General features: G+C 52.4%; 19 protein-coding genes and 1 other annotated feature. Of the genes, 7 read left to right on the forward strand and 12 right to left on the reverse strand.

Features of this window, described 5'->3' with window-relative positions:
- Positions 1-129: 129 nt before the first annotated feature.
- Positions 130-2,208, forward strand: coding sequence for an OPT family oligopeptide transporter (locus tag B2U90_RS00600; protein WP_292016837.1), 2,079 nt, complete (start codon positions 130-132; stop codon positions 2,206-2,208).
- Between the two features lie 167 nt (positions 2,209-2,375).
- Here B2U90_RS00600 and B2U90_RS00605 read toward each other — a convergent pair whose 3' ends face one another.
- The 9 genes from B2U90_RS00605 to B2U90_RS00645 all read right to left on the reverse strand — a co-directional run bounded on the left by B2U90_RS00605 (position 2,376) and on the right by B2U90_RS00645 (position 13,062).
- Positions 2,376-2,639 (reverse strand): DUF3343 domain-containing protein, encoded by a 264-nt coding sequence (locus B2U90_RS00605; RefSeq protein WP_059076340.1) that lies wholly within the window; start codon positions 2,637-2,639, stop codon positions 2,376-2,378.
- A complete protein-coding gene (yedF, locus tag B2U90_RS00610; protein ID WP_059076339.1) occupies positions 2,636-3,232 on the reverse strand; it encodes a sulfurtransferase-like selenium metabolism protein YedF in 597 nt (198 codons plus the stop codon). The genes B2U90_RS00605 and yedF overlap by 4 nt, the downstream gene beginning before the upstream one ends.
- A gap of 12 nt (positions 3,233-3,244) precedes the next feature.
- Complete coding sequence (gene selD / locus B2U90_RS00615; protein ID WP_113855263.1) at positions 3,245-4,267, reverse strand: selenide, water dikinase SelD; 1,023 nt, start codon at positions 4,265-4,267, stop codon at positions 3,245-3,247.
- Between the two features lie 169 nt (positions 4,268-4,436).
- Positions 4,437-5,708 carry an MFS transporter gene (locus tag B2U90_RS00620; RefSeq protein ID WP_292016838.1) on the reverse strand — a complete coding sequence of 424 codons (1,272 nt, stop codon included), beginning with the start codon at positions 5,706-5,708 and terminating at the stop codon, positions 4,437-4,439.
- 72 nt (positions 5,709-5,780) lie between these two features.
- Positions 5,781-6,947: a M20 family metallopeptidase gene (locus tag B2U90_RS00625; RefSeq protein ID WP_059076336.1), complete on the reverse strand. Its 1,167-nt coding sequence runs from the start codon at positions 6,945-6,947 to the stop codon at positions 5,781-5,783.
- 181 nt (positions 6,948-7,128) lie between these two features.
- Positions 7,129-8,274 carry an aminotransferase class V-fold PLP-dependent enzyme gene (locus B2U90_RS00630; protein ID WP_113855261.1) on the reverse strand — a complete coding sequence of 382 codons (1,146 nt, stop codon included), beginning with the start codon at positions 8,272-8,274 and terminating at the stop codon, positions 7,129-7,131.
- A 189-nt stretch (positions 8,275-8,463) separates the two neighbouring features.
- The gene (purB, locus tag B2U90_RS00635; protein WP_059076334.1) at positions 8,464-9,756 is read right to left on the reverse strand and encodes an adenylosuccinate lyase; all 1,293 of its coding nucleotides are present in this window, start codon (positions 9,754-9,756) and stop codon (positions 8,464-8,466) included.
- Between the two features lie 105 nt (positions 9,757-9,861).
- The gene (locus B2U90_RS00640; protein ID WP_113855260.1) at positions 9,862-11,595 is read right to left on the reverse strand and encodes a proline--tRNA ligase; all 1,734 of its coding nucleotides are present in this window, start codon (positions 11,593-11,595) and stop codon (positions 9,862-9,864) included.
- Positions 11,596-11,667: 72 nt separating this feature from the next.
- Positions 11,668-13,062 carry an NAD(P)/FAD-dependent oxidoreductase gene (locus tag B2U90_RS00645; protein WP_170087050.1) on the reverse strand — a complete coding sequence of 465 codons (1,395 nt, stop codon included), beginning with the start codon at positions 13,060-13,062 and terminating at the stop codon, positions 11,668-11,670.
- A gap of 226 nt (positions 13,063-13,288) precedes the next feature.
- Here B2U90_RS00645 and B2U90_RS00650 point away from each other — a divergent pair, with 226 nt between their 5' ends.
- The 4 genes from B2U90_RS00650 (at position 13,289) to B2U90_RS00665 (ending at position 16,762) form a co-directional block, all read left to right on the forward strand.
- On the forward strand, positions 13,289-13,945 hold the full coding sequence (locus B2U90_RS00650; RefSeq protein WP_292016839.1) for a PepSY domain-containing protein: 657 nt from the start codon (positions 13,289-13,291) through the stop codon (positions 13,943-13,945).
- 191 nt (positions 13,946-14,136) lie between these two features.
- Positions 14,137-15,594: a sensor histidine kinase gene (locus B2U90_RS00655; protein ID WP_292016840.1), complete on the forward strand. Its 1,458-nt coding sequence runs from the start codon at positions 14,137-14,139 to the stop codon at positions 15,592-15,594.
- The gene (locus tag B2U90_RS00660; protein ID WP_170087053.1) at positions 15,572-16,264 is read left to right on the forward strand and encodes a response regulator transcription factor; all 693 of its coding nucleotides are present in this window, start codon (positions 15,572-15,574) and stop codon (positions 16,262-16,264) included. The genes B2U90_RS00655 and B2U90_RS00660 overlap by 23 nt, the downstream gene beginning before the upstream one ends.
- A 57-nt stretch (positions 16,265-16,321) precedes the next feature.
- The gene (locus B2U90_RS00665; RefSeq protein ID WP_118023098.1) at positions 16,322-16,762 is read left to right on the forward strand and encodes a hypothetical protein; all 441 of its coding nucleotides are present in this window, start codon (positions 16,322-16,324) and stop codon (positions 16,760-16,762) included.
- 120 nt (positions 16,763-16,882) lie between these two features.
- On the opposite strand, the gene nifJ is transcribed toward B2U90_RS00665, so the two are convergent.
- The 3 genes from nifJ to hydF all read right to left on the reverse strand — a co-directional run bounded on the left by nifJ (position 16,883) and on the right by hydF (position 22,500).
- Positions 16,883-20,395 carry a pyruvate:ferredoxin (flavodoxin) oxidoreductase gene (nifJ, locus tag B2U90_RS00670; RefSeq protein ID WP_170087054.1) on the reverse strand — a complete coding sequence of 1,171 codons (3,513 nt, stop codon included), beginning with the start codon at positions 20,393-20,395 and terminating at the stop codon, positions 16,883-16,885.
- A 327-nt stretch (positions 20,396-20,722) separates the two neighbouring features.
- A complete protein-coding gene (locus B2U90_RS00675; protein ID WP_059076329.1) occupies positions 20,723-21,289 on the reverse strand; it encodes a phosphatase PAP2 family protein in 567 nt (188 codons plus the stop codon).
- Between the two features lie 11 nt (positions 21,290-21,300).
- On the reverse strand, positions 21,301-22,500 hold the full coding sequence (hydF, locus tag B2U90_RS00680) for a [FeFe] hydrogenase H-cluster maturation GTPase HydF (protein ID WP_292016841.1): 1,200 nt from the start codon (positions 22,498-22,500) through the stop codon (positions 21,301-21,303).
- Positions 22,501-22,628: 128 nt separating this feature from the next.
- Here hydF and B2U90_RS00685 point away from each other — a divergent pair, with 128 nt between their 5' ends.
- On the forward strand, positions 22,629-22,826 hold the full coding sequence (locus B2U90_RS00685) for a zinc-ribbon domain-containing protein (protein WP_059076327.1): 198 nt from the start codon (positions 22,629-22,631) through the stop codon (positions 22,824-22,826).
- A gap of 257 nt (positions 22,827-23,083) precedes the next feature.
- Positions 23,084-23,317, forward strand: a binding site (T-box leader).
- Between the two features lie 37 nt (positions 23,318-23,354).
- On the forward strand, positions 23,355-23,999 hold a 645-nt coding region (gene ilvC / locus B2U90_RS00690; RefSeq protein WP_292016842.1), incomplete at its 3' end, for a ketol-acid reductoisomerase.

A 23,999-nucleotide genomic window follows, 5' to 3' on the forward strand; every position in this document is an offset into this window, starting at 1 on the left:
AATATAACCGTTTCTTGTTATATTTTAAATCATTATGATTTGAATGACAGTTCAAAAAAAATATGCTATAGTGAAACAAGCTAGCTGTTATACGGCCAATTATTTATTTTTTATGCGGGAGGTCTGATTATGAAACGTCAATCTAATCTGACTGCCACGTACCCCACATTACCGGAATTAACATTCCGGGGCATGTTCCTGGGCATGCTGATTACCGTTATCTTTACGGCATCCAATGTCTATCTGGGGCTCAAAGTCGGTCTGACATTTTCGTCATCTATTCCGGCGGCAGTCATCTCCATGGCGATCCTGCGCATGTTCAAAAACTCCAATATTCTGGAAAATAACATGGTACAGACGCAGGCATCTGCCGCGGGCACTTTATCAGCTATTATCTTTATTCTTCCTGGTCTGCTCATGCTGGGATACTGGCAGGGATTTCCATTCTGGCAAACGTTATTGCTCTGCGCATGCGGCGGTTCATTAGGGGTATTATTTACTATACCACTGCGGCGCGCCATGGTCGTCAACAGTGACCTTCCCTATCCGGAAGGCCGGGCGGCAGCAGAAATCCTGAAAGTAGGCAGTGAAATCCGCCGCGAAGAAGCTGCCGGCGAAGATACGAGCAAAAAAGAAACAGGGATGAAAGATATCGTTCTCGGTACTGGCATGGCCGGTATCTTCAGTTTCTGTGCCAACGGACTGCACATTGCTTCTTCTGAATTCAGTCACTGGATACAGATTGGCAAGGCGGTCACCCAGCTCCCCATGGGCTTTTCCATGGCGCTTCTCGGCGCCGGCTACCTTATCGGTATCGCCAGTGGCATCGCTATTTTGACGGGGACACTGCTGGCCTGGGTCATCTTCGTCCCCTACCTGACATCGGTCATCTCTCCGGCAGAAGGTCAAAGTGCTGCCGCCTTTGCCCAGGCTATCTGGGCCCAGAAAGTACGTTTCATCGGCGCCGGCTGTATCGGTATCGCTGCTATCTGGACACTGATTCGTCTGGCCAAACCGGTCGTTGACGGTATCAAAATGTCCATCAACGCTATCCGGGCCAATGACACGGAAGAAAAACAGATCCTTCATCATACGGATATCGACATGTCGCCCAAATCGGTCGGCATTGTATTCCTCGTAATCCTGGCCGGACTGTTCGTGACATTCTACTCGTTCGTCAGCGCCGCCGGTCTCCCGACGACAGTTACCATTATTTACATCGTCGTTGGTATCCTGGTCGCCATGCTCATGGGATTCTTTGTTGCCGCAGCCTGCGGCTATATGGCAGGTCTCATCGGTACATCAGCCAGCCCGATTTCTGGCATAGGTATCCTGGGCATCATCGTTTCTTCACTGGTTGTCCTCGGTATCGGTTCATCCTTCGGCGTCTTTGCCACGCCAGAAGGTACTCAGTTCGCTACGGCACTGGCCATCTTTATCACAGCCGTCATCGTCAGTATCGCCGCTATTTCCAACGATAACTTGCAGGACCTCAAAACCGGTTATATCGTCGGCGCCACGCCTTGGAAACAGCAGGTAGCCCTGATTCTCGGTTCTGTCATCGGTGCCTTCGCCATCGCGCCTGTACTGAATCTGCTCTATCAGGCTTATGGATTCACGGGAGCCCTTCCCCGTGCCGGCATGGACCCGTCCCAGGCCCTCGCCGCTCCCCAGGCAACGCTGATGACAACGATTGCACAGGGCATTTTCAGCGCCAGCCTCGATTGGAATTACATTTTGTTTGGCATTGTCGTAGGTATCGCTGCCATTATTGTCGATATGCTCCTGAAGAGTCATACGAAATCCCTGGCCCTGCCACCTCTGGCTATCGGCATGGGTATTTATCTGCCGCCGACTTTGGAAATTCCGCTGGTCATCGGCTCTGTCATGGGCTGGTTCATCCACCGTTATCTGCACCAGCGTGCAGCGCTCCGCAGCCCTGGTCATGAAGAAGAAGATGTGGAAGCCTGCAATCACCGTGGCGTCCTCTTTGCATCGGGCCTTATCGTCGGTGAAAGCCTCGTAGGCGTCATTATTGCCCTGATCATCGTCGTATCTGTTACGTCTGGTGGCAGTGAAAATCCGCTGGCACTGGTCGGCAAAGACTTTGAAACAATCGCAAACGGCATTGGATTTGCCGCATTCATTGCGACAATTGCTATTTTCGTCCGTCATATTGTCACGACGAAATTTACTCCGGAAAAATGAGTTCATTAAAATAAAATTAGAATTACATTAAAATTTGATTAAAGTTTATGCAGAACGGCGTTAAAATAAAACCTTTAACGCCGTTCATTTTTGCATAAATATTTATTTTGTAACGATATATCCATCAATTCCATAACAGGAAGATCCATAAGAAAATTTTTTTACTTTCATTTCCATCTCTCGTAGTCCGTGCGGAGCCCCTGACGGCTGGCGTGGTACCAGCCGTCGGTGCGGACGGAGAGATGCTGCAGGAACTGGTATAACTCGTCTTCCCCGGTCAGGTCATAGCGCAGAGAAAAGCCGCACGAGGCAACTAGTTTTCCCGGCGTCGGTACGATGCGAACGGAAAGGCCGTGAGCCCTTCCTTCCTTTTCTGCTGTCATGGCCTCCCGCGTTTCGGGGAACAGGATCAGACCATACCGTTCCGTCATGGTCGTACGACGCGGTTGGCCGTACGCAGGATTTCAATGATACGGTAGAGATTGGTAATCTCCCCAACGGCCACTTTCTCCGTCAAACCGTAGTAATTGAGGCAGGCTCCGCAGGCATAAATCTGCACACCGGCCGCAGCCAGTTCCTGCAGATCAGCCAGAGACTCCGACGTATCCGTCACCAGGGGTACACCACCGTTGTAGAACAACATCATATCGGGCAGTACATCTTGTTCCTTCAGAGTGTAAATAAAATTTTTGAGCAGCGTCCGGCCAAACGTTTCGTCACCCGTCCCCATAGTCGGAGAATTGATGACGACGATGTATGAATCGTCCCGTACAGCTGTAGTTTGCGCAACCGGTTCCGGAACAGCTTCTGCCGCCTCTCCTTTCGTGATGACCACCGTATAATGGGCCGGGCCATCTTCGGTTACGCTGCACGAACAGCCCAGCTGACGGGCCATTTTCTGCAGGTTTTCTGTAGCTATCCTGTTATCGACCAATGTCTGTACGGCATCGTGTTCCTTCAGTGCCTTGCGGGTCTCAATGACCGGCAGCGGGCAGGCTTTGCCCAGAGCATTTACTTGAAACATATCCTTCACTCCTCATCCAATATAGATTTCTTTTTCCTTCTTTTCCGTGACGACGCCGATATCCGACGCCGGAATATGACCGGCCTGAAGGCGCGCTACCAACATCGGCGCCTGACCGGCCTCACAGGATACGAGCAGGCCTCCCGATGTCTGGGGATCGAAGACGATTTCTTCCAGGGCGAAGTCCTGTCGTTCAAAGGCCACCTTGTCTTCCAGAAAATCGCGGTTCCGCTGTCCTCCTGCCGTGAAGATGAAGTGTCCGGCTCCCCAGTAGGCTTCCTCAAAGTACGGCAGACGGGACGTATCGATGCGGGCCGAGCAGGCACCGTGAAGCATTTCATGAAGATGGCCGCAGAGGCCGAATCCCGTCACATCGGTACAGCCGTGCACACCGGCGGCATCGCGGATGATATCCATGGCATAGGCATTGAGCGTACACATACTGTCTACGGCCTGCTGGAAACCTTCTTTACTGATTTCACCGGCACTGTATCCAATGGTCAGGATACTGACTCCCAGGGGCTTGGTGAGAATGAGATGATCGCCGGCCACACAGGCATCGTTGCGCAGGATGCGGTCCGGATGGACGGTACCATTCACAGCCAGGCCGTATTTCACCGTCCGGTCGTGAATGGAATGGCCCCCCGACAGGAGTCCGCCAGCTTCCTTAACCTTTTCCGCCCCACCACGCAGAATCTCCCGGAGAATAGCGAAATCCTGTTCTTCCGGAAAGGCGACGATATTGAGAGCCGAAAGGACCCGGCCGCCCATGGCATAAACGTCACTCAGTGCATTAGCCGCACCAATCTGGCCAAAAAGGTAAGGATCGGTTACCATAGGCGGGAAAAAATCCACCGTCTGGATGAGGGCCAGGTCATCCCGCAGACGGATGACAGCCGCATCATCAGACCCATCAAACCCGACAAGCAGATCCGGGCTCTCCCGGCGCGGAAGGTCCTGGAGCAGTGGCCCCAGATTACCTGCCCCTATCTTGGCATTACAGCCGCCACAGACGACGAGCTGATTCGTATCCATCGTATCGCCTCCATTTTTTTTAGCTTCCCTAATTATTTTTCTTTCTTTTCATTATACTCCCTGCAAAGAAAAGAGACAATGCAGTGTTGGGAGGAAATTAAAAAAAGGAACTGTGCATGATAGCATAGGCTTTCATGTACAGTCCCTTTTGTCAGGAAGCGGCCCGTATTTACGCCGCCGTTTCTGTATGCGTTTCTTTTGTATTGGCGTTTTCTTTAATAGTCATGGTCACCAGAACGGACACGACGGTGGCACCGACCAGGCAGGCAAAGCTGGTGCCGAAACTACCTCCGGCGAGCTGGATGAGATAACCGATGATGATTGGCGAAAGGAAGCCGGCAATCTGACCGGCCATATTGACAAATCCCATAGCCCGGCCGGTGATTTCACTGGAAATGGAACTCATAGGCAGTGCCATCAGGGCGCCAAAGGCCCCATAGAGGAAGAAGCCGCTCAGGGTTTCACAGATGATGGCCATAGTCGCATCGGGTACGGCAAAGGTCAGATACAGGAAAATCGCGCCGGGAATCTGGGTGATGATAACCGGCATTTTCCGGTTGTGCGTAAAACACTTGTCCGACAGCCAGCAGAACAGGATGACGCCAGCCGTACCGGCAAAGAACGGCATGGACGCTGTGATGCCCATCTTGGTCATTTCAAAACCCCGGGCTTTGACGAGATAGCTGGGCAGCCAGGACAAGAAGCCCCAAAGAGTGATATCAAAGAAGAAAAAGCTGACGAAGGTCCGCCATACGGCCGGTACCTTGATAATCTGCCAGAAGGAGATTTTTGCCTGTGCCGTCTGTTCCGTATGGTCTTCTTTGAGTTCATCCAGTTCGGCCTGGCTGATGCCCTTGCTGTCAGCCGGATTGTCGGGAATAAAGAACTTAATCAGCAGGCACATAATGATGCCCGGGATGAACAGCGAATAAAAGACCATGCGCCAGCCCCAGGCAGCCATGATAGCAACGACGAACAGCGGTGCCAGTGCCGGCCCGAAGGCATTGGACGACATCATGAGCCCCGTCGCCGTGCCGCGGTCTTTGGCCGGGAACCAGTTGGAAATCGTCCGGTACGACGCGGCCGGGAAAATTCCTTCACCGACGCCAAAGGCAACGCGGACCAGGAGCATGTGGACGAGATTATTGGCAAAGCCCGTAATAGCCGTAAATACGGACCACCAAGCGATGCCGGAAAACATTACCTTCTGAGCGCCGAAGCGGTCTGCCAGAAGGCCGCCGGGAATCTGACAGAGCGCATAGCCTACGAAAAAGGCACTCATGACGCCGCCCATAGCGACCGGTGTCAGCCCGAATTCATCAGAAATGTAAGGAATAGCCGTAGCCATGACCATGCGGTCCAGATAGGCTGTAACCCATATAATAAACAAAATGATAACTACCGTATTGCGGTGCTTCCAGCCACCATTGCTGTTTGCCATGATTCTCCCCCTTGCCGGGATGCCGTCATACTCCCCTCGACGGCATCTCCTATCCCACGGATTTAGTATTCGTTAGTCGATCAGATATTTTTCTGCCAGTTCGGCATAGAACCGCACCGATTCATACAGGCGGTCGAGGCGGATATATTCATCCGGCTGATGTGCCATATGCTGTTCCCCCGGTCCGTACACGATGAGAGGAATATGAGTGTGAGGCAGGAATACGGCCGCGTCTGTATAGCACATAAAGCCGTTCGGTTCGGGATTGCGGCCCGTCACGTCCTGCTGCACATCACGGCAGAGGCGGACGAAGTCGTCGCCGGCCTTAGTTTCTACGGCAGCCCGGTCGCTCAGGACTTCAATATCGGCCATAAATTCCGGTATTTCTTGTTTGACTTCATCGCACATGCGCTGGAAATCGGCGATGATATCCTTATGCACCTGGCCGGGGACCGTGCGGATATCGACGGTCAGTTCGCAGCGGTCGGGTACGACATTAGTCTTAAAACCACCGTGCAGCGTGGCAATATTCATGGTCGGTTTCCCCAGGATAGGGCTTTCCGTATACTGGAACTGGTACTGCAGCAGTTTATCCAGGAATTTATTCATGTGAATTACGGCGTTGACGCCTTTTTCCGGCATCGCTCCGTGGGAGGTCTGCCCGTGGGTCGTCACTTTCAACCAGAGAGCGCCTTTTTCACAAATAGTGATTTCGTTGTAATTCGGTTCGCCGATGACGATGGCACCTACGCCGTCAAGTCCACCTGATTTCAGCAGGTCCCAGGCGCCGAGACTGTCCGTTTCTTCATCGATGGAAGCGGCAAATACGAGGTCCCCTTTAAGAGCGGCTCCCGATTTCTTGATGGCTTTAACGACATGCATCATCGCAGCCAGACCGCCTTTCATGTCCGATGCCCCCAAGCCATAGAGTTTGCCGTCTTTGACGACAGCCCCCCAGGGGTCTTCTGTCCAGTTTCCCGGCGGAACCGTGTCGAGATGGCCGTCGAAAAGCAGGGCTTTCCGTTCACCGCTGCCTTTGATCCGCGCCACGACGTTAGCCCGGCCGTCGCCCATATCGCGCACTTCGGCTTCAATGCCGGCTTTTTTGAAATCATCGGCAATCCACTGAGCCAGAACTTTTTCATTACCCGGCGGGTTGACCGTATTAGTCTGAACAAATTTGGTCAGGATGTCTTTTACTTCCTCATTACTGAGAGCTGATGCAATCGTTTCGTTCATGATACTCACGCCTCCAATAAAATATGTCCCGGTGGCGGACCGGGACAGATATTCCCCTTTTCTTTCCCAAGAAATGAGGACGTTACGTATACCACACGCCTGTACTATACGATACTATTTCCACTCTAAATAGTCAAGCGTCCATTCGAAACAGACATATCATATTTGTTATGCATTTCGTTCATCTTTGCAGGGCACTTATCTTTTTCAGGGCGACAAGGGCTGCGTCCAGGTCATCCCGTGTCGTAAAGGATGAAAGGGAAAAGCGCACGGCTCCCTGCTCTTTTGTTCCCAAAGATTCATGCAGGAGGGGAGCACAGTGAAATCCCGGCCGCGTAGCGATGCCATAGGTCTCCCAGAGTATATCACTGACGACGGTTGATTCAGCACCGGGGAAATTGACGGCAAAGACGGGGACGCGCGGACCGGAAACATCGCCATAGAGTACTAGATCCGGAATCTGCTGTAGTCCCTGGAGAAAATAGTCACTCAGAACCGCCTGCTTCCGCTGCAGCTCCTGCCAGTGTTCCCGTATATAGGACACGCCGGCACTCAGGCCGGCAATGCCGGCGACATTGGCCGTCCCCGCTTCCAGTATGGCAGGGACACCGCCGGGCTGGTCGTGGTCAAAGGCATGGACGCCATCGCCACCGGTCAGGACCGGCCGGACCGGTGCATCGCGGCGGATGCAGACACCGCCCGTTCCTCCCGGTCCGTAGAGTGATTTATGACCCGTAAAGCAGATAGCCGTTATCGTCCCGTCCGACACATCGATGGGAACGACGCCAGCCGACTGGGATGCATCGATGACGAGAAACAGGCCATGGGCTTTACAGAAAGCCCGTATGCGGGATATATCCAGCACATTTCCCGTCACATTGGACGCATGATTGCATACGACCAGCTTCGTTTCCAGCCGGAGTTTCTGCTCCAGTTCCTCATAACGGAGCTGCCCCGTGCGGGCATCACTGCCGATAAAATCTACGGTGGCACCTTCTTTCTCCAGCTGGTACAACGGGCGCAGGACGGCATTATGTTCCCACATCGTCGTCAGCACGTGGTCTCCCGGACGCACCAGTCCCTTGAGGACCAGATTGAGCGCCGTCGTCGAGTTGTGCGTAAAGGCCACCTCATAATCCTGCCCGGCAGAAAACAGGCTTTTTACCTGCTCTTTGGCCTCCAGCACCAGTTCATACGCCCGCAGGGAATACCCGTGGGCGCCACGGGACGGATTGCCATACAGGCCGCTATGAAGCACTTCGTACACCGCCTCAGCAACAGCCGGCGGCTTCTGTACCGTCGTAGCCGCATTGTCAAAATAGTACATAGTACACCTCCGGGATAGATAGTTTGATGTTTGATGTTTGATGTTTGACGAAGAAACTGCCGTTCGCAGGCTGTTAAACCAGTTCGTCTGGCGGCCTCTCTTTTTTATACAAAAACGGGGAGCTGCCGGCATCTGTAACATGCTGCAGCTCCCCTCTTTCTTATATTGTATCGTCTATAGCCGGCTGGATCAGATGCCGAAGCGGGCGAAGATAGTATCGACATGGCGGAGCATCTTGTTGACGTCGAAGCAGCCTTCGATTTCTTCTGCCGTCATATATTTCTTTACGTCTTCGTCTTTCTTCAGGTTTTCCAGGAAATCTTCCCCCTCGAGCCAGCGTTTCATGGCATTGCGCTGTACCCAGCGATACGCCTGTTCGCGGACGGCGCCTTTTTCTACGAGCGTGTTGAGGATGATCGGGCTGTAGATAAGGCCGCCGGTCAGGTTGAGGTCCTTCATCATCTTGTCAGGATATACGAGGAGACGGTCGATGACGCGGGTAAAGGTCTGGAGCATGTAGTCCAGGGCAATGGTGCTGTCCGGCAGGATAACCCGTTCGACGGACGAATGGGAGATATCCCGTTCATGCCAGAGAGCGACATCTTCCAGGGCTGCCTGGGCATTGCCGCGGATGACGCGGGCCAGGCCGCACATGCGTTCACACGTAATGGGATTGCGCTTGTGGGGCATGATGGACGAGCCCTTCTGTTTGGGGCTGAAATATTCTTCTGCTTCCCGTACTTCTGTCCGTTGGAGATGACGGATTTCCGTTGCCATCTTGTCGATGGAGCTGGCGATGACGGCCAGAGTCGTCACGTATTCAGCATGGCGGTCACGCTGCAAAGTCTGGGAAGAAATCGGAGAAGCTTCGATGCCCAGGTGTTCGCAGACGTATTTTTCAACGAACGGGTCGATATCGGCATAGGTGCCGACGGCGCCGGAAATCTTGCCGACGGCGATGGTCTTTTTGGCGTGTTTCATGCGGTCGATATCCCGTTCGATTTCAGCCATCCAGTTGCATAATTTCAGGCCGAACGTAGTCGCTTCGGCATGGATTCCATGAGTACGGCCGATACAGGGAGTGTATTTGAATTCGACGGCACGGCGGCGCAGGACGGCATGGAAGTTTTCCAGGTCCTTGATGAGGATATCCGATGCCTGTTTGAGCATGTAGCCCAGTGCCGTATCTTTGACATCGGTCGATGTCAGGCCGAGATGGACATACTTGCCGGCTTCGCCGATATTTTCAGACAACGTGGATACAAAAGCGGCAATGTCATGATGGGTTTCGGCTTCGATTTCATGGATGCGTTCTACCGTAAAAGCAGCTTTTTCGCGGATTTCCTTCGCCGCTTCCTTTGGGACGTTCCCCAGTTCAGCCTGGGCTTCGCTGGCCAGGATTTCTACTTCTTTCATAGTATTCCATTCATTGTATTCAGCCCAGATCTTACCCATTTCTTCTTTTGTATAACGTTCTATCACGAGTATCTCTCCTTTGAACAGATGTATATTGGAAATAAGCTTACGCTTTATTATACACCATCCCTGCCGCCAGAGCCATAGGAAATAGCGCAGGAACAGCAGTTCTTACATGTTTTTGCTGCGCAGATCCGAAAGGATTTCCTGTACCCGTGTCAGGGCCTGTTCCTTGGCTACGACTTCTTTTTCGCCTGTCCGGCGGACCTTGATTTCGACCGTGCCGTTATTCTTCGTATCTTTGCCGATGACGACCTGGACAGGGTAGCCGATGAGGTCTGCGTCGTTGAATTTGACACCGGCCCGTTCCTTGCGGTCATCGAGAACGACGTCAGAGGAAACGGCCATAAACTGTTGGTACAAATCCTGTGCGTAACCGGCCAGTTCTTCATCTTTCATGTTGAGCGGCAGGATGACTACTTCATACGGAGCAATGGCTACCGGCCACATGATGCCTTTATCATCGTGGAACTGTTCGATGGCAGCGGCAATGGTGCGGGTGACGCCGATGCCGTAGCAGCCCATGTAGAACGGTTTGGCCTTGCCGTCCTGGTCGAGGAAGGTAGCGTGGAGGGATTCGGAATACTTGGTCCCCAATTCAAATACCTGGCCGACTTCGATGCCGCGCATGATGTGAACCGGCGCGCCGCAGTGCGGGCAGGCATCGCCTTCGACCATCATGCGGATAGTGGCCACCGTGACGTTTTTGAAATCCCGGTCCGGATTGACATTCTGGTAATGATACCCGGCTTTATTGGCACCGGTGACGCCGTTAGGCACATTCATAGCCGTCGGATCGACGAGGACGAAGAACGTTTCATTATCGGGTGTATCAGCGCCGATAGGACTCATATAGCCCGGCTGCAGGCCATGGGCCTTCAATTCGTCTTCCGTCGCAGGTTCGATGGCATTACCGCCAACGAAGTTCTGGACGGCTACATCGTTGACTTCGTGATCGCCGCGGACCATGCAGAGGACCGTCTTTTCGCCGTCGATAGTGAAGGCTACAGCCTTGATAGTCTTTTCTACGGGAATCTTCATAAAGGCTGCCAATTCTTCAATGGTAGAGCAGCCCGGCGTTTCGATGAGTTCCATATCCTTTGCGTCTTCTGCTGCCATCGCAAGGGCTGCCGGTTCAGCCTTTTCAATATCTGCCGCGTATTCGCACTTCGGGCACGATACGACTTCCGCTTCCCCTGCTTCGGCCAGAGCCATGAATTCGTGGGTATGGCTGCCGCCGATTTGTCCGCTGTCGGCTTCGACAGGCTTGAAGTTCAGGCCACAGCGGGTAAAGATACGCGTGTAGGCATCGTATTCATCCTGATAGCTCTTGTGCAGTCCTTCGGCATCGACGTCAAACGAATAGGCGTCTTTCATGACAAATTCACGGCTGCGCATGAGGCCGAAGCGGGGACGGATTTCATCGCGGTACTTATTCTGCATCTGCCAGAGTGTGACCGGCAGCTGCTTGTACGAGCGCAATTCGTTGCGGACCAGCGTCGTAATCAGTTCTTCGTGGGTCGGTCCCAGACAGAAATGATTGCCATGACGGTCTTCCAGCTTAAACATTTCCGGGCCGTAAGCGTTCCAGCGTCCCGATTCATGCCAGATTTCTGCCGGCTGCATGATGGGCATCATGATTTCCTGTGCGCCGATTCCGTCCATTTCTTCGCGGACAATGGCTTCGATTTTCAGCTCAACCCGCCGTCCCAAGGGCAGGAACGAATACAAACCGCCGCCGTTCTTGCGGATCATACCGGCTTTTAACATATACTGATGGCTGGCGATTTCTGCTTCTGCAGGGATTTCGCGCAGCGTCGGGCAATATAACTTCGATGCTAACATGAATGACATCCTCCTCGTATGGTATAGATCAAAATCTCTATCTTTTCATTGTATCGTCTCTCTGGCGCCGCGTCAATGATGCCGCGTGCGCGACAGGATTTCCTGGCCTACGGTGACACCAGCTGCCGATGCCTGTACGAGGCCACGCGTGATACCGGCCCCGTCACCGATGGCAAAGAAATTAGGAATCTTCGTTTCCAGTTTATTGTTCAGTTCCAGGCGGTTAGAATAGAATTTCACTTCCACGCCGTACAAGAGTGTGTGGCGGGAATTAGCTCCCGGCGCTACCTTATCCAGGGCTTCGAACATTTCCTTAATATCCAGCATATGGCGGTACGGCAGGACCAGCGACAAATCGCCCGGTGTCGCGCTGGGCATGGTCGGCCGCACGAGACCGCGGCGGATCCGTTCCGGCGTCGAGCGGCGGCCGTCGAGGAAATCGCCCAGACGCTGTACGATGACGCCGCCGCCAAGGATATTGGCCAGGCGGGCGATGTACTTGCCGTAGCGGATCGGTTCGTGGAACGGTTCAGTGAATTTCTTGGAAACGAGAATGGCGAAATTCGTGTTTTCACTGCGCTTGTGAGCATAGCTGTGGCCATTGACCGTCAAAAGGCCGTCGTTGTTTTCCGTGACGACAAAGCCATAGGGATTCATGCAGAACGTCCGGATGCGGTCATCAAAGGACTTGCTGAAATATATGAGTTTCGATTCGTAGACGATATCCGTGATGGGTTCAAAGATTTCCGCCGGCATTTCGACGCGGACGCCGATATCGACGGCATTGGATGTCAGGGACAGGCCCATCTGTTCTACTTCGCCGACGAACCATTCCGACCCTTCCCGGCCCGGCGCGGCTACGAGGTACTGGCAGCCGTAGAGCTGGCCGTCGATGATGACGCCCCGTACTGTGCCGTCTTCAACGACGATGTGTTCCACCGCCGTATCGGACAGGATATCCGCCTTACCATCAAGGAAATCGCGCATATTTGTCAGGATCTGGGCGTTGACATCCGTCCCGAGATGACGGATCCGGGCCGGGATGAAACGCAGGTCGGCTGCAGCAGCCCGACGCTGGATGCGGCGGATTTCTTCGGGATTTTCATCACCGTATACCTTGCGGTCAGCACCGCCGAAGCGGCAGTATACGGAATCGACGTATTTGATTTTTTCCGCCAGCTCTGCCTGGGACATATAGTCGTCGAGATTGCCGCCAAACTCCGTGGTAAGCGTCAGTTTCCCATCACTGAACGCCCCGGCACCGCCCCAGCCACAGACGACATTGCGTACCTTGTCCTTGGCCAGTGCCTGCGGATTGACGCTCGTAGCGATGCGGTCGCGGATGTCCTGTCCTTTTTCTACCATGAGGATCGTATATCCTTTATCGGCCAGTTCCAGTGCCGTAAAAATACCGGCCGGCCCGGCCCCGATAATAACGACATCATAATTCTTTACAGCTTTTATCATTCCTGCCTCCCAATAAAAATGCCCTCACGGGACAGATTCCGTCAGGGCGTTATTTCCAGTATGAGTTATCCTCGTTCAGCGTACCATATAGAAGGGCCGATGTCAACAAAGAGACAATGCCCGATGTACAGAGAAATTTTCGAAACTCTTATGCCCCGGTTTAGATGGATTTTAGCTTTTACCTGTACACTATCCTTGTCAGTAAACAACAGAGGAGGAATACATCATGACACAAGAAAAATGGAATACGTACCTGCATACATGGAAATCGAAAATCTTCACGGCCCGCAACGCGAAAATCGCCGTAACCGCCATCGTCATCTGTACCGTCGCCGGCAGTGGAGGTGCCTGGTATCATCATCAGCAAAAACAGGCTTATAAAGAAAAGAAGATCCAGGCCATCTCCCAGATGATTGAAGCCCAGGCACAGGCACAGAACCTGACCCTCATCCCGGAAGAAAAAGCCCGCGCCCTGGCCGCCCAGGCTATCGGGAAAGACGAAAGCTCCCTTAGTTTCTCCCGCATCTCCCTCATAGACCTTGAAGGTAGCAAACATGAAAAAGGAGAGGACCGGCATAAAGAAAAGGACAAGAAAGATAAAAAATACCGGGAAAAAAAACAGGACCGGGAAAAAGACAGAACCCCGGCTCCGGGAACTGCACGGCCTGATGACACAGCCGGTGCCACTGGTAAAGGCACCGCCCCTGACACCCGGCCTGCACCGGATGTCCAGCCTGCAGCAACTGCACCGGCTGCACCAGCCACCCCGGCTGCCACGGCGTTCCATCCTGTCTATCAGATCCGTGCTTCCGATGGCGACATCCACTACCACATCCTTATAGATGCCGTAAGTGGAGACATCCTGGCCAGCCGCATTGCCTGATACCTGCAAAGAGACCTCCTATGATGGCCGGGCCATCACAGGAGGTCCCTTTTTGTCATACCCCATCCGGTCTCTGGCAGATTGTGCCGACACAGTATATAATGACAATATATACTGTGAGAAAATATGTACGAGAAAGGATACTGCTTATGCTGCATATACAAGATATCCCCCTGAGAAGGCGACTGCTCATGGCAAACGTCACCATGGTCCTCGTGCCGGTCTGCATCCTGACCCTGCTGGGCCTGCTTCTGTTCCAGGGCCTGCGCTTTTCGGCCCAGCAAAGCGACCTGGCCACGCTCTGGCCCGAAAAAGGACCGGCCCTGTCCATCCAGTACACGGTCAGCTCCCTGCGCGTCAAAGCCGAACACCCGGGGCCGCTGAAACTCAAAGACCTGAAAGAAGACTGCCGCACACTGGAAGATCTGGGCATCGCCACGGCCATTATACGGGACGGACGGACCATGTACGTCACCCCCGGCAGCAATGCCACCAGCCTGGCCGAACGGGTCCTGAGCAAATCAGGCGGTCAGAACACGGCCATGATCTGGGATGGCGACGGATTTTTCTTACGCTATACGGCGCTTCACACGGGGACGACGGTCATCGCGTCGGGACCCATGCCATTTATCGCCAAAAGCGGCATCCGCGCCGGACTGGCCAAAGGCGTCCTGCAGGGACTGCTCATTGTCATCATCGTCACGGCCAGCGCGATTATCATCGCCTGCGGCCTCATCCTGTCCCATCTGCTCTCCCGTCAGATCCTGCAGCCCCTGGAAACACTGCGTCAGGCAGCGGCAGAAATTGAAAAAGGCAATCTCGACTATCACATGACATCCACATTCCGCGATGAACTGGGCCGGACCTGCCTTGCTTTTGACCACATGCGCCGCCAGCTGAAAAGCGCCCGTGAAGCCCAGCAGCGCTATGAAAAAAACAGGAAAGAACTCATCGCCGGTATTTCCCACGATTTATCGACCCCTCTGACCCTGCTCAAAGGATACGCCAGCGGCATCCTCGAAGGAATTGCCCGGACCGAAGAAAAGAAACAACGCTACGTCACCCAGATATACCAGAATGCCTGCACCATGGAAAAACTGGTAGAACAGCTCTTCCTGTTCTCCAAGCTGGATCTGGGGCAGGTGTCCTTTTCCCTGACCCCGGTCTCCCTTTCGTCCTATATGGAAGACTACACCGGAGAAAACAGGCAGCGCCTGTCTGAACGGGGACTGGACCTGACCTGCCGGGCGACTGGAAGAGCCTGTGTACAACTGGACCGGGCCCAGTTCCAACGGGTCGTAGAAAATATCCTGGAAAACAGTATCAAATACAAGGATAAGCCTAAAGTAGCGATGGAAATAACCGTAACAGACGGTCCTGATCAGGTCCGCCTCGTCTTTGCCGACCATGGCCCTGGCGTGGCACCGCCATTCCTCCCCCGCCTGTTCGACAGTTTCTACCGTACCGACGCGGCGCGGACAGATGTCAAAAAAGGCAGCGGCCTCGGGCTGGCTATCGTACGGCAGATCATCGAAGGCATGAACGGCACCATCTCTGCCGGGGAAACGCCCGGCGGTGGCCTGTCCATCATCATTACGCTGCCAGCAGCAGCTAAGGAGTCAGAATATGAAAAAAATACTCATCATTGAAGACAATCAGGAAATCGCCGAACTGGAACAGGATTTCCTCGAAGCCAATGCCATCGAAAGTGACATCGAGACCGACGGCATAAAAGGCCTGGACCGGGCCCTCCACGGCACATACGATCTCATTCTGCTGGACATCATGCTGCCCGGGATGGACGGCTTCCACATCTGCAAGCGCATCCGGGCCGAAAAAGAGGTCCCTATCCTCATGGTATCGGCCAAGCGGGAAGACATCGACAAAATCCGCGGACTGGGTCTCGGCGCCGACGACTATATCAGCAAGCCTTTCAGCCCGCCGGAGCTCGTAGCCCGCGTCAAAGCCCATATCACGCGGTACGAACGCCTGACCCGGTCAGCTTCTCCTGCCGACGGTGCCGTCATCCGGTCCGGAGAACTGGAAATATACGTCGATAAACACCGCGTCTTCGCCGGCGGCCGGGAAGTCACCCTGACCAATAAGGAATTTGAGCTACTCGTATTCCTGGCCCAGAATAAAGGTCTCGTCTTCAGCCGGGACCGCCTGTTTGAAAAAGTCTGGGGTCTCGATGCCGAAGGCGATACGGCGACCGTCATGGTCCACATCAACCGCATCCGCGAAAAAATTGAACCAGACCCGGCCAAACCCATCTATATCGAAACCGTCTGGGGTGCAGGATACCGCTTTCGCGAATAAGCAGAACCCGTCACGGCAAATATGCTATAATAAAGGGTATACAAAGGAGGTGATTCCATGGCACGTCATCGCAACCGGGATAGCCGTACCTATGAAGAAGAGGACAAACAGGATATCCGTCGTCAGGAAGGTATTTTCCTGTGTACCCTCTTTCTCATGGTACTGCTTCTCGTCTCACTCTATTTCCAGCTGAGCGTCCTTGCCATCGCCATCGTCACGGCAGCGCTTATATTCTCGACTATCGGTTTTTATATCCATTTCAAAGATTTCTTTTCCATGCGCGACCGGGGACAACGTACGGTAAGCGTCCTCATATCTATGTACGGCAGCCTTATACTGACCCTCATCTGTGCCTGGTACTACGTACAGGATGAACCACTCACACTGGATTACGCTCTGGTATTCCTGTTTGGCTTCTTCTTCTTTACCTTCATGGTCTACCGCAGTATCAGCCGCTACCTCGTCGTAGGCAACAAACGCCAGCGGATCAAGGGATAGACCGAAAGGAACAATCCCATACAGATAGCAAACACCCCTGGGGAAATCCCCAGGGGTGTCTGTGCTCATAAACACAAGAGTGTGTATATCATCATGCCTTACGGCGCCATGATATCTGTGTTATTTTTCATCATAGGCCTTTGTCAGGCGGACATAGCCTTCATACCGTTCTTTGGCATCCTGTTCCGTCTTTTCAAACAGAGCTTCTGCCGTATCCGGGAAGGTACGTTTCAAGGAAGCAAACCGGGTTTCGCCCATGAGGAAATCGCGGAAGTTTGCTGTCGGCGGTTTCGAATCGAGCGTGAACGGATTCTTGCCCTGTTTCTTGAGTTCCGGATTGTATCTCCACAGATGCCAGTATCCGGCTTCGACAGCCCGTTTTTCTTCCAGCTGGCTCTGTCCCTGGCCTACTTTCAGACCATGGTTGATGCACGGTGCATAGCCGATGATCAGAGACGGACCTTTATAGGCTTCTGCTTCTTTCAGGGCTTTCAGGAACTGATTCTTATCAGCACCCATAGCAACCTGAGCTACATAGATATATCCGTACTGGGCTTCCATCATGCCCAGGTCTTTCTTCTTCGTCTTCTTGCCGGAAGCTGCGAACTGGGCAACAGCTGCCGTCGGCGTTGCTTTGGAAGCCTGGCCGCCCGTGTTGGAATATACTTCCGTATCGAATACGAGGACGTTGATATCCTGACCCTGGGCCAGTACGTGATCCAGGCCGCCATAGCCGATATCATAAGCCCAGCCGTCGCCGCCGAAGATCCACTGGCTACGTTTGACGAGGAACTTCTTCATTTCATATACCTGTTCCAGAGCCGGCTTGCCTTCTTTTTCCTGTTCCAGCAGAGCGATGATAGCATCGGAACGCTGCCGCGAGCCTTCGCCTTCCAGTTTATGTTCTTTCCAGTCCTTGAATGCTTCCTGCAGCTGCGGGCTGGCAACGTCCATAGCGTCGTCCATATATTTTTCCAGGAGCTTGCGTTCGGCCTGTTCTGCCAGCATCATGCCAAAGCCATATTCGGCGTTATCTTCGAACAGGGACGTAGACCATGCCGGGCCATGACCCTGGGCATTCTTCGTATAACCGCAGTCCGGAGCACTGCCGCCCCATACGGAGGAACAGCCGTGAGCATTGGCAACCATCATGCGATCGCCGAAGAGCTGGGTAACGACTTTACAGTACGGCGTTTCAGCACAACCAGCGCAGGCACCGGTAAATTCAAGCAGCGGCTGTTCGAACTGGCTGCCGATGACCGTATCTTTCTTCATGGGGTTCTTCTTCTGCGGCAGGGCAATGACATAATCCCACAGTGCAGCTTTGTATTCTTCGTCGTCGAACGGTTTCATGGTCAGGGCTTCCTTCGGGCAGACATGAGTACAGCTGCCGCAGCCCAGGCAGTCCATGACCGATACGACAATGTTGAATTTGTATCCCGGAGCTACTTTGATTTCTTTATCCTGATAACCTTCCGGTGCATTAACGGCTTCATCCGGCGTCAGGAGGAACGGACGAATAGCGGCGTGCGGGCAGACGAAGGAACACTGGTTACAACCGATACATTTTTCTGCATCCCAGCTCGGCACGAACATGGCTACGCCGCGTTTTTCTTCTGCGCATGTACCAGTCGGCCATCTGCCGTCTTCCATGCCGTTGTATGCACTGACTGGCAGGTCGTCGCCTTCCAGGGCATTGACCGGAATAGAGAATTCGCGGAAGAATTTCGTGTGCTTCGAAAGGTCAACCGGTTCGTCCTGTGCATCAGCCCAGTCGGCCGGTACGTCGATCTTCACAATATTCTTCAGTCCTTCATCGATTGCTGCATTATTCATATCGACAACTTTCTGGCCCTTCTTGCCATAAGATTTGACGACCGATTCTTTCAGTTTATCAATAGCCAGGTCTACAGGAATGACTTCGGACAGTTTGAAGAAGGCCGACTGCATAATCATGTTGATACGGCCGCCGAGGCCAATCTTCTGGGCAATACCTACAGCATCGATAATGTAGAACTGTACATTATTGCGGGCAATATCCCGTTTTAATCTTGCCGGCAGCTTTTCGCTCAGTTCTTCTGGTTTCCAGACAGTGTTGAGCAGGAACGTACCACCTTTTTTAATGCCTCTCAGGAGGTCAAAACCATGTACGTACGACTGGCGGTGGCAGGCAATGAAATCGGCGTTATTGATCAGATATGGCATCTTGATGGGCGTATCACCAAAGCGCAGATGCGATACGGTGACACCGCCTGATTTCTTGGAGTCATAGGCAAAATATGCCTGGGCATACATGTCCGTATTATCGCCAATAATCTTGATAGCGCTCTTATTGGCACCGACCGTGCCGTCAGACCCGAAGCCCCAGAACTTACATGCTTTGAGGCCTTTACCGCCTGTATGGACACCTTCCACACGGGGCAGGGATTTATAGGTCACATCATCGACGATGCTCAGTGTGAAATCATTCTTCGGTTCAAAGGCTTTCAGGTTTTCAAAGGCAGCTACGACATCGCCCGGCAGGAATTCCTTGGAAGCAATACCATAACGGCCATGATAAATCTTCGGCGACCGGTCAGCAGCGGCAAAAGTAGCGGCGACGCTGTGGTATAACGGTTCCCCGTTGGCGCCGGTTTCTTTCGTGCGGTCCAGGACGGCAATCTTCTTGACCGTATTCGGCAGGACGGACAGGAAATGCTTTTCCGACCACGGACGGAACATGTGGACGTTGATGCAGCCTACTTTTTCGCCTTTTTCAACCATCATCTTAACCGTTTCTTCAATGGTCTGTGCGCCAGACCCCATAGCTACCAGGACGAATTCTGCATCCGGTGCACCTGTATAGTTGAAGAGGTGATATTCCCGGCCGGTGATTTCGCTGATTTTCTTCATATAGCTTTCGGCTACATCCGGTACGCGGTCATAGAATTTATTCAACGATTCACGATGCTGCATATACGTTTCTGCCGGTTCGCAGAAAGAAATCGCTTCCGGATCATCCGGGTTCATGCCACGGGCACGGAACGCCTTGACGGCTTCCATATCCAGCATCGGGCGGAGCTCTTCATAAGGGATGACTTCTATCTTCTGAATTTCGTGAGATGTACGGAATCCATCGAAGAAGTTCAGGATAGGAATGCGGCAGGAAATAGCCGTTGCATGGACGACGGCAGCCAGATCCATGACTTCCTGTACGCTCGATTCACACATCATGCTGATGCCCGTGCCACGCATAGCCATGGCATCATCATGACCGGCAAAAATCGTATACCCGTTGGTGGCTACTGTACGGGATGCTACGTGGAATACGCCAGGCAGAAGTTCACTGGAAATCTTGAACATGTTGGAAAGCATGATCATCATGCCCTGGGACGAAGTAAAGGTCGTCGTCAGCGCACCGGCATTCAATGCGCCATGCATTGCACCGGCTGCCCCTTTTTCAGACTGCATTTCCTGTACCTGGACCGTCGTCCCGAACAAGTTCTTCCGACCATGGGCTGCCCATTCATCTACGTGTTCAGCCATAGGGGATGACGGTGTGATTGGGAAAATAGAAGCGATTTCTGTAAAGGCATACGCTATGTATGCAGCCGCTTCATTACCGTCCATTGTTTTAAAAATTTTCTTTGCCATAATGTGTTACTCTCCTCTCTCTTGTGATTTATAAGCGGTATCCTCAAGTACGTTGCCGTACTCTTATTGACAAATTTATTGTATGCTAAATAATGTATTTTTACAAGAAAAATAACATCATTGTGTTTTATTTATTTTTTAATCTAATTTTAATAAAGTCCGCAAATGCCTTATATATCGCATTTTCGGGCTCATAAAAAGCTGGCACATTATTATGTGCCAGCTGTATACCACTACGTGTTTATAGTACGCTATTTTAAATATCAATAATTACGTTTTAATTTGAACGTATTTTCGAATTTATTCGTCAATACATCCCTAATTATTTTATCTTTTTCTGCCTATTTTCAAAACCACTGGCACCAAAAAAGATACCAGACGAACCAGTCTGCTCCGTCCGGCAATGCGGCTGCTCATATATCCCAGAATCATTCCGCCTAAAATATCTGTCACATAATGTACACCGCAGGCAATCCGCGATGCGCCAATTAGTATACTCCATATCAGGAGCACCGTCCCTGACCTCTTTTGATAACGAAATACCGTCAGTGCTGCAGCTGCTGCATTCATCGTATGGTTACTGGGAAAGGACGCGTTATTTTTATGTATGACCGCCTGCCTTACGGAACCATGGGCGGCAAAGGGACGCTGACGCCGCCATATGAGCGATATGAGAAAGGAAAAGAAAGAACTGATCCCCACGGAAAACAGGGCCTCTGTCATTGATTGCCGGCGCCGGATCTGCTGCGGCAGATTTCCCGGGCGGAACCATTGCACAAGGCCATAGAGGATATACGCCCAGAATCCCCAGCGGGCCATCCCGACGGCGATTTCCCTTGCGGCGGGATTATGGAATAAAACCGATTGTATTTTCAAAATAAGCCAGCGTTCCATCGTTCTCTCCTCTACGGGACCCGTTTCTGTAAATCGGGAAATGGTGCCAGGCTGCGTTTCAGTATCCCATGGATGCAGGCAATAAAAATCCCATAATTTGTAATGGGTACATGCTGTCTTTGTGCCCGCTGCATCCGTGCTGCCACTTCCCGTTCATTCAACATGCATCCACCGCAGTGAATGACCATGGCATATCTTGTCAAATCCATAGGGAAATCCCGTCCGGAAGACGTTTCAATGACCAGCTTTTTCCCCGTATACTGCTGCAGCCAGCGGGGAATTTTGACAGTCCCGATATCGTCACACTGCCTATGATGGGTACATCCTTCTGAAATAAGCACCGTATCGCCGTCCTGGAGTTGTTTCAGGGCTCTCACCCCTTCTATGGCAATATCCAGGAAGCCTTTGTGGCGTGCCATGAGAATGGAAAAAGAAGTCAGCGTAATGTCATCCGGCGTATCGGCTGACACCCGCTTAAAAGCCTGACTGTCGGTAATGACCATCTGTGGCTTCTGGCCCAGACGATACAGGGTATCTTTCAGCCCCGTTTCCTTGACGACGATGGCCGTCCCGTCTGCATCGAGTATATCCCGTATAGTCTGCTGCTGGGGCAGGATCAGCCGCCCTTTCGGAGCCGCCGAATCGACAGGTACGACGAGTACAAAAAAATCTCCCCGATGTACCATATCCCGCACGATAGGAACTCCCGTATCCTGCGGTTTCAGCCGGGCCATCCGTTCTTTTAATTCATGAATGCCCGTATTGTTTCTGGCACTGACATATAAAACATCATCGGGAATCTGATTGGGTACAGTAGTTAAATCACTCTTATTATAAACGATAATATAGGGAAGTTGTTTTTCCCGGATCAGGTCCAGCGTCTCTTTGTCGCTCTGCTGCATTCCTTCTGCTGCATCGATGACCAGGACCGCTATATCCGTTTTATTGAGCACCTGCCGTGTCCGCGCCACGCGCAGTTCCCCCAAAGCCCCTGTATCATCAAGCCCCGGTGTATCAATGATCAGTACCGGTCCCAGCGGCAAAAGTTCCATGGCCTTATACACCGGATCAGTCGTCGTCCCCTTCGTATCCGACACAATAGCCAGATTCTGTCCGGTCACAGCGTTGACAACACTGGATTTACCGGCATTGCGGCGGCCAAAAAAGCCAATATGTACGCGTTCACCAGAAGGTGTATCATTCATTCCCATAGCAGTTCCCCCTCTTTTTCTTTTTGCTCCATTATATCACAAATGCCGGAATGCACACTAGCAAGACCCTTCCGCTCATGGTATGATACAGGTGGAAATATAAAACAACATTTCAGGAGATGACATATATGATTTGTAAAAAATGCGGCACTGAACTGCGCGATGGCGTACGGATGTGCCCGATCTGCGGCACCCAGCAGGTAGAAGCCCCCAAACCGACGCCAGGAACGGTCAATGATCCCAAAATCTTTTCCAAAACCCGCGTGATAAGTTTCATCATCATCATGGCCCTGGTACTCATCGGTCTTTGGAAGGTATTTGCCTGATATCCGCCCCTTTACTCCGGGGGATGTAAAAGCAGACCCATTAATTTGTTTTTGTTTTTATAATGTATTTTATTAATATACTAATTTTTAACGTCGTTTTTATAAAACATGTTTTGTTTACCCTTAATTATTCGAAACCGCCGTTTTGTTCTATTCCTCCGGGCTATATTTTCTATTGACAAACAGGAATAGTTCCGTTACAATGTTCACAACTTCTCTCAAGGGACAGGAGTCCTCAGGGAGCAAGCACATAAAGACTAAATCTGATGACGGGAACGAGTACTCTGCCCTTGGTATTTACAGAGAGCCGGCACTTGGTGCAAGCCGGTAATACAAGACAGACGAAAATCCTCCCTGAAGAGTGATGCTGAATGTATTAAGCATCAACGGTATTTCCACGTTACTGGAAACGCGTATGTTGGTACGTTGTGAGGAGCTTCGCCGTAGTGAAGAATTTGGGTGGTAACGCGGATATACAATCCGTCCCTTATAAGGGACGGATTTTTTTTATTCTTTATCAGAAAAAGCATTAAGGGGGAAATTAATATGGCAAAAGTGTTTTATGATCAGGATGTCAATTGGGAAGCTATGGAAGGAAAGAAAGTCGCTATCATCGGCTACGGCAGCCAGGGCCACGCCCATGCGCTCAACCTCCGCGACAGCGGGATCGATGTCACCATCGGCCTCTATAAAGGGAGCAAATCGGCAGAAAAAGCCCGTAAAGCCGGTCTTACCGTCCAGACCGTCGCCGAAGCCGTCGCCGGTGCGGACATCACCATGGTCCTCATTCCCGATGAAAAACAGGCCGACGTATATAAAAACGAAATCCGGGATAACCTCAGACCGGGCAGTGCCCTGGCCTTTGCCCACGGCTTCAATATCCACTTCAAGCAGATCATCCCGCCCGACGACGTCGATGTCTTCATGGTAGCCCCCAAAGGCCCGGGCCATATCGTACGCCGCCAGTTCGTTGAAGGCAGCGGCGTCCCCGACGTTTTTGCCGTCGGACAGGACGCTTCCGGTCAGGCTTTTGACATCGCCCTGGCCTATGCCCGCGGCATCGGCGGCACCCGGGCCGGCGTCATCCAGACGACGTTCCAGGAAGAAACGGAAACGGACCTCTTCGGCGAACAGGCCGTCCTCTGCGGGGGTATCTGCCAGCTCATCACCAAC

The organism is Megasphaera sp. UBA4233 (assembly GCF_002395615.1).
GTDB classification, from domain to species: Bacteria; Bacillota; Negativicutes; order Veillonellales; family Megasphaeraceae; genus Megasphaera; species Megasphaera hexanoica.

Bases quoted from the DNA above. Each gene is read 5' to 3' on its own strand.
- B2U90_RS00600 (WP_292016837.1), top strand. From the start codon at position 130: ATGAAACGTCAATCTAATCTGACTGCCACGTACCCCACATTACCGGAA.
- B2U90_RS00605 (WP_059076340.1), bottom strand. From the start codon at position 2,639: ATGACGGAACGGTATGGTCTGATCCTGTTCCCCGAAACGCGGGAGGCC.
- yedF (WP_059076339.1), bottom strand. From the start codon at position 3,232: ATGTTTCAAGTAAATGCTCTGGGCAAAGCCTGCCCGCTGCCGGTCATT.
- selD (WP_113855263.1), bottom strand. From the start codon at position 4,267: ATGGATACGAATCAGCTCGTCGTCTGTGGCGGCTGTAATGCCAAGATA.
- B2U90_RS00620 (WP_292016838.1), bottom strand. From the start codon at position 5,708: ATGGCAAACAGCAATGGTGGCTGGAAGCACCGCAATACGGTAGTTATC.
- B2U90_RS00625 (WP_059076336.1), bottom strand. From the start codon at position 6,947: ATGAACGAAACGATTGCATCAGCTCTCAGTAATGAGGAAGTAAAAGAC.
- B2U90_RS00630 (WP_113855261.1), bottom strand. From the start codon at position 8,274: ATGTACTATTTTGACAATGCGGCTACGACGGTACAGAAGCCGCCGGCT.
- B2U90_RS00640 (WP_113855260.1), bottom strand. From the start codon at position 11,595: ATGTTAGCATCGAAGTTATATTGCCCGACGCTGCGCGAAATCCCTGCA.
- B2U90_RS00645 (WP_170087050.1), bottom strand. From the start codon at position 13,062: ATGATAAAAGCTGTAAAGAATTATGATGTCGTTATTATCGGGGCCGGG.
- B2U90_RS00650 (WP_292016839.1), top strand. From the start codon at position 13,289: ATGACACAAGAAAAATGGAATACGTACCTGCATACATGGAAATCGAAA.
- B2U90_RS00655 (WP_292016840.1), top strand. From the start codon at position 14,137: ATGGCAAACGTCACCATGGTCCTCGTGCCGGTCTGCATCCTGACCCTG.
- B2U90_RS00660 (WP_170087053.1), top strand. From the start codon at position 15,572: ATGAAAAAAATACTCATCATTGAAGACAATCAGGAAATCGCCGAACTG.
- B2U90_RS00665 (WP_118023098.1), top strand. From the start codon at position 16,322: ATGGCACGTCATCGCAACCGGGATAGCCGTACCTATGAAGAAGAGGAC.
- nifJ (WP_170087054.1), bottom strand. From the start codon at position 20,395: ATGGCAAAGAAAATTTTTAAAACAATGGACGGTAATGAAGCGGCTGCA.
- B2U90_RS00675 (WP_059076329.1), bottom strand. From the start codon at position 21,289: ATGGAACGCTGGCTTATTTTGAAAATACAATCGGTTTTATTCCATAAT.
- hydF (WP_292016841.1), bottom strand. From the start codon at position 22,500: ATGGGAATGAATGATACACCTTCTGGTGAACGCGTACATATTGGCTTT.
- B2U90_RS00685 (WP_059076327.1), top strand. From the start codon at position 22,629: ATGATTTGTAAAAAATGCGGCACTGAACTGCGCGATGGCGTACGGATG.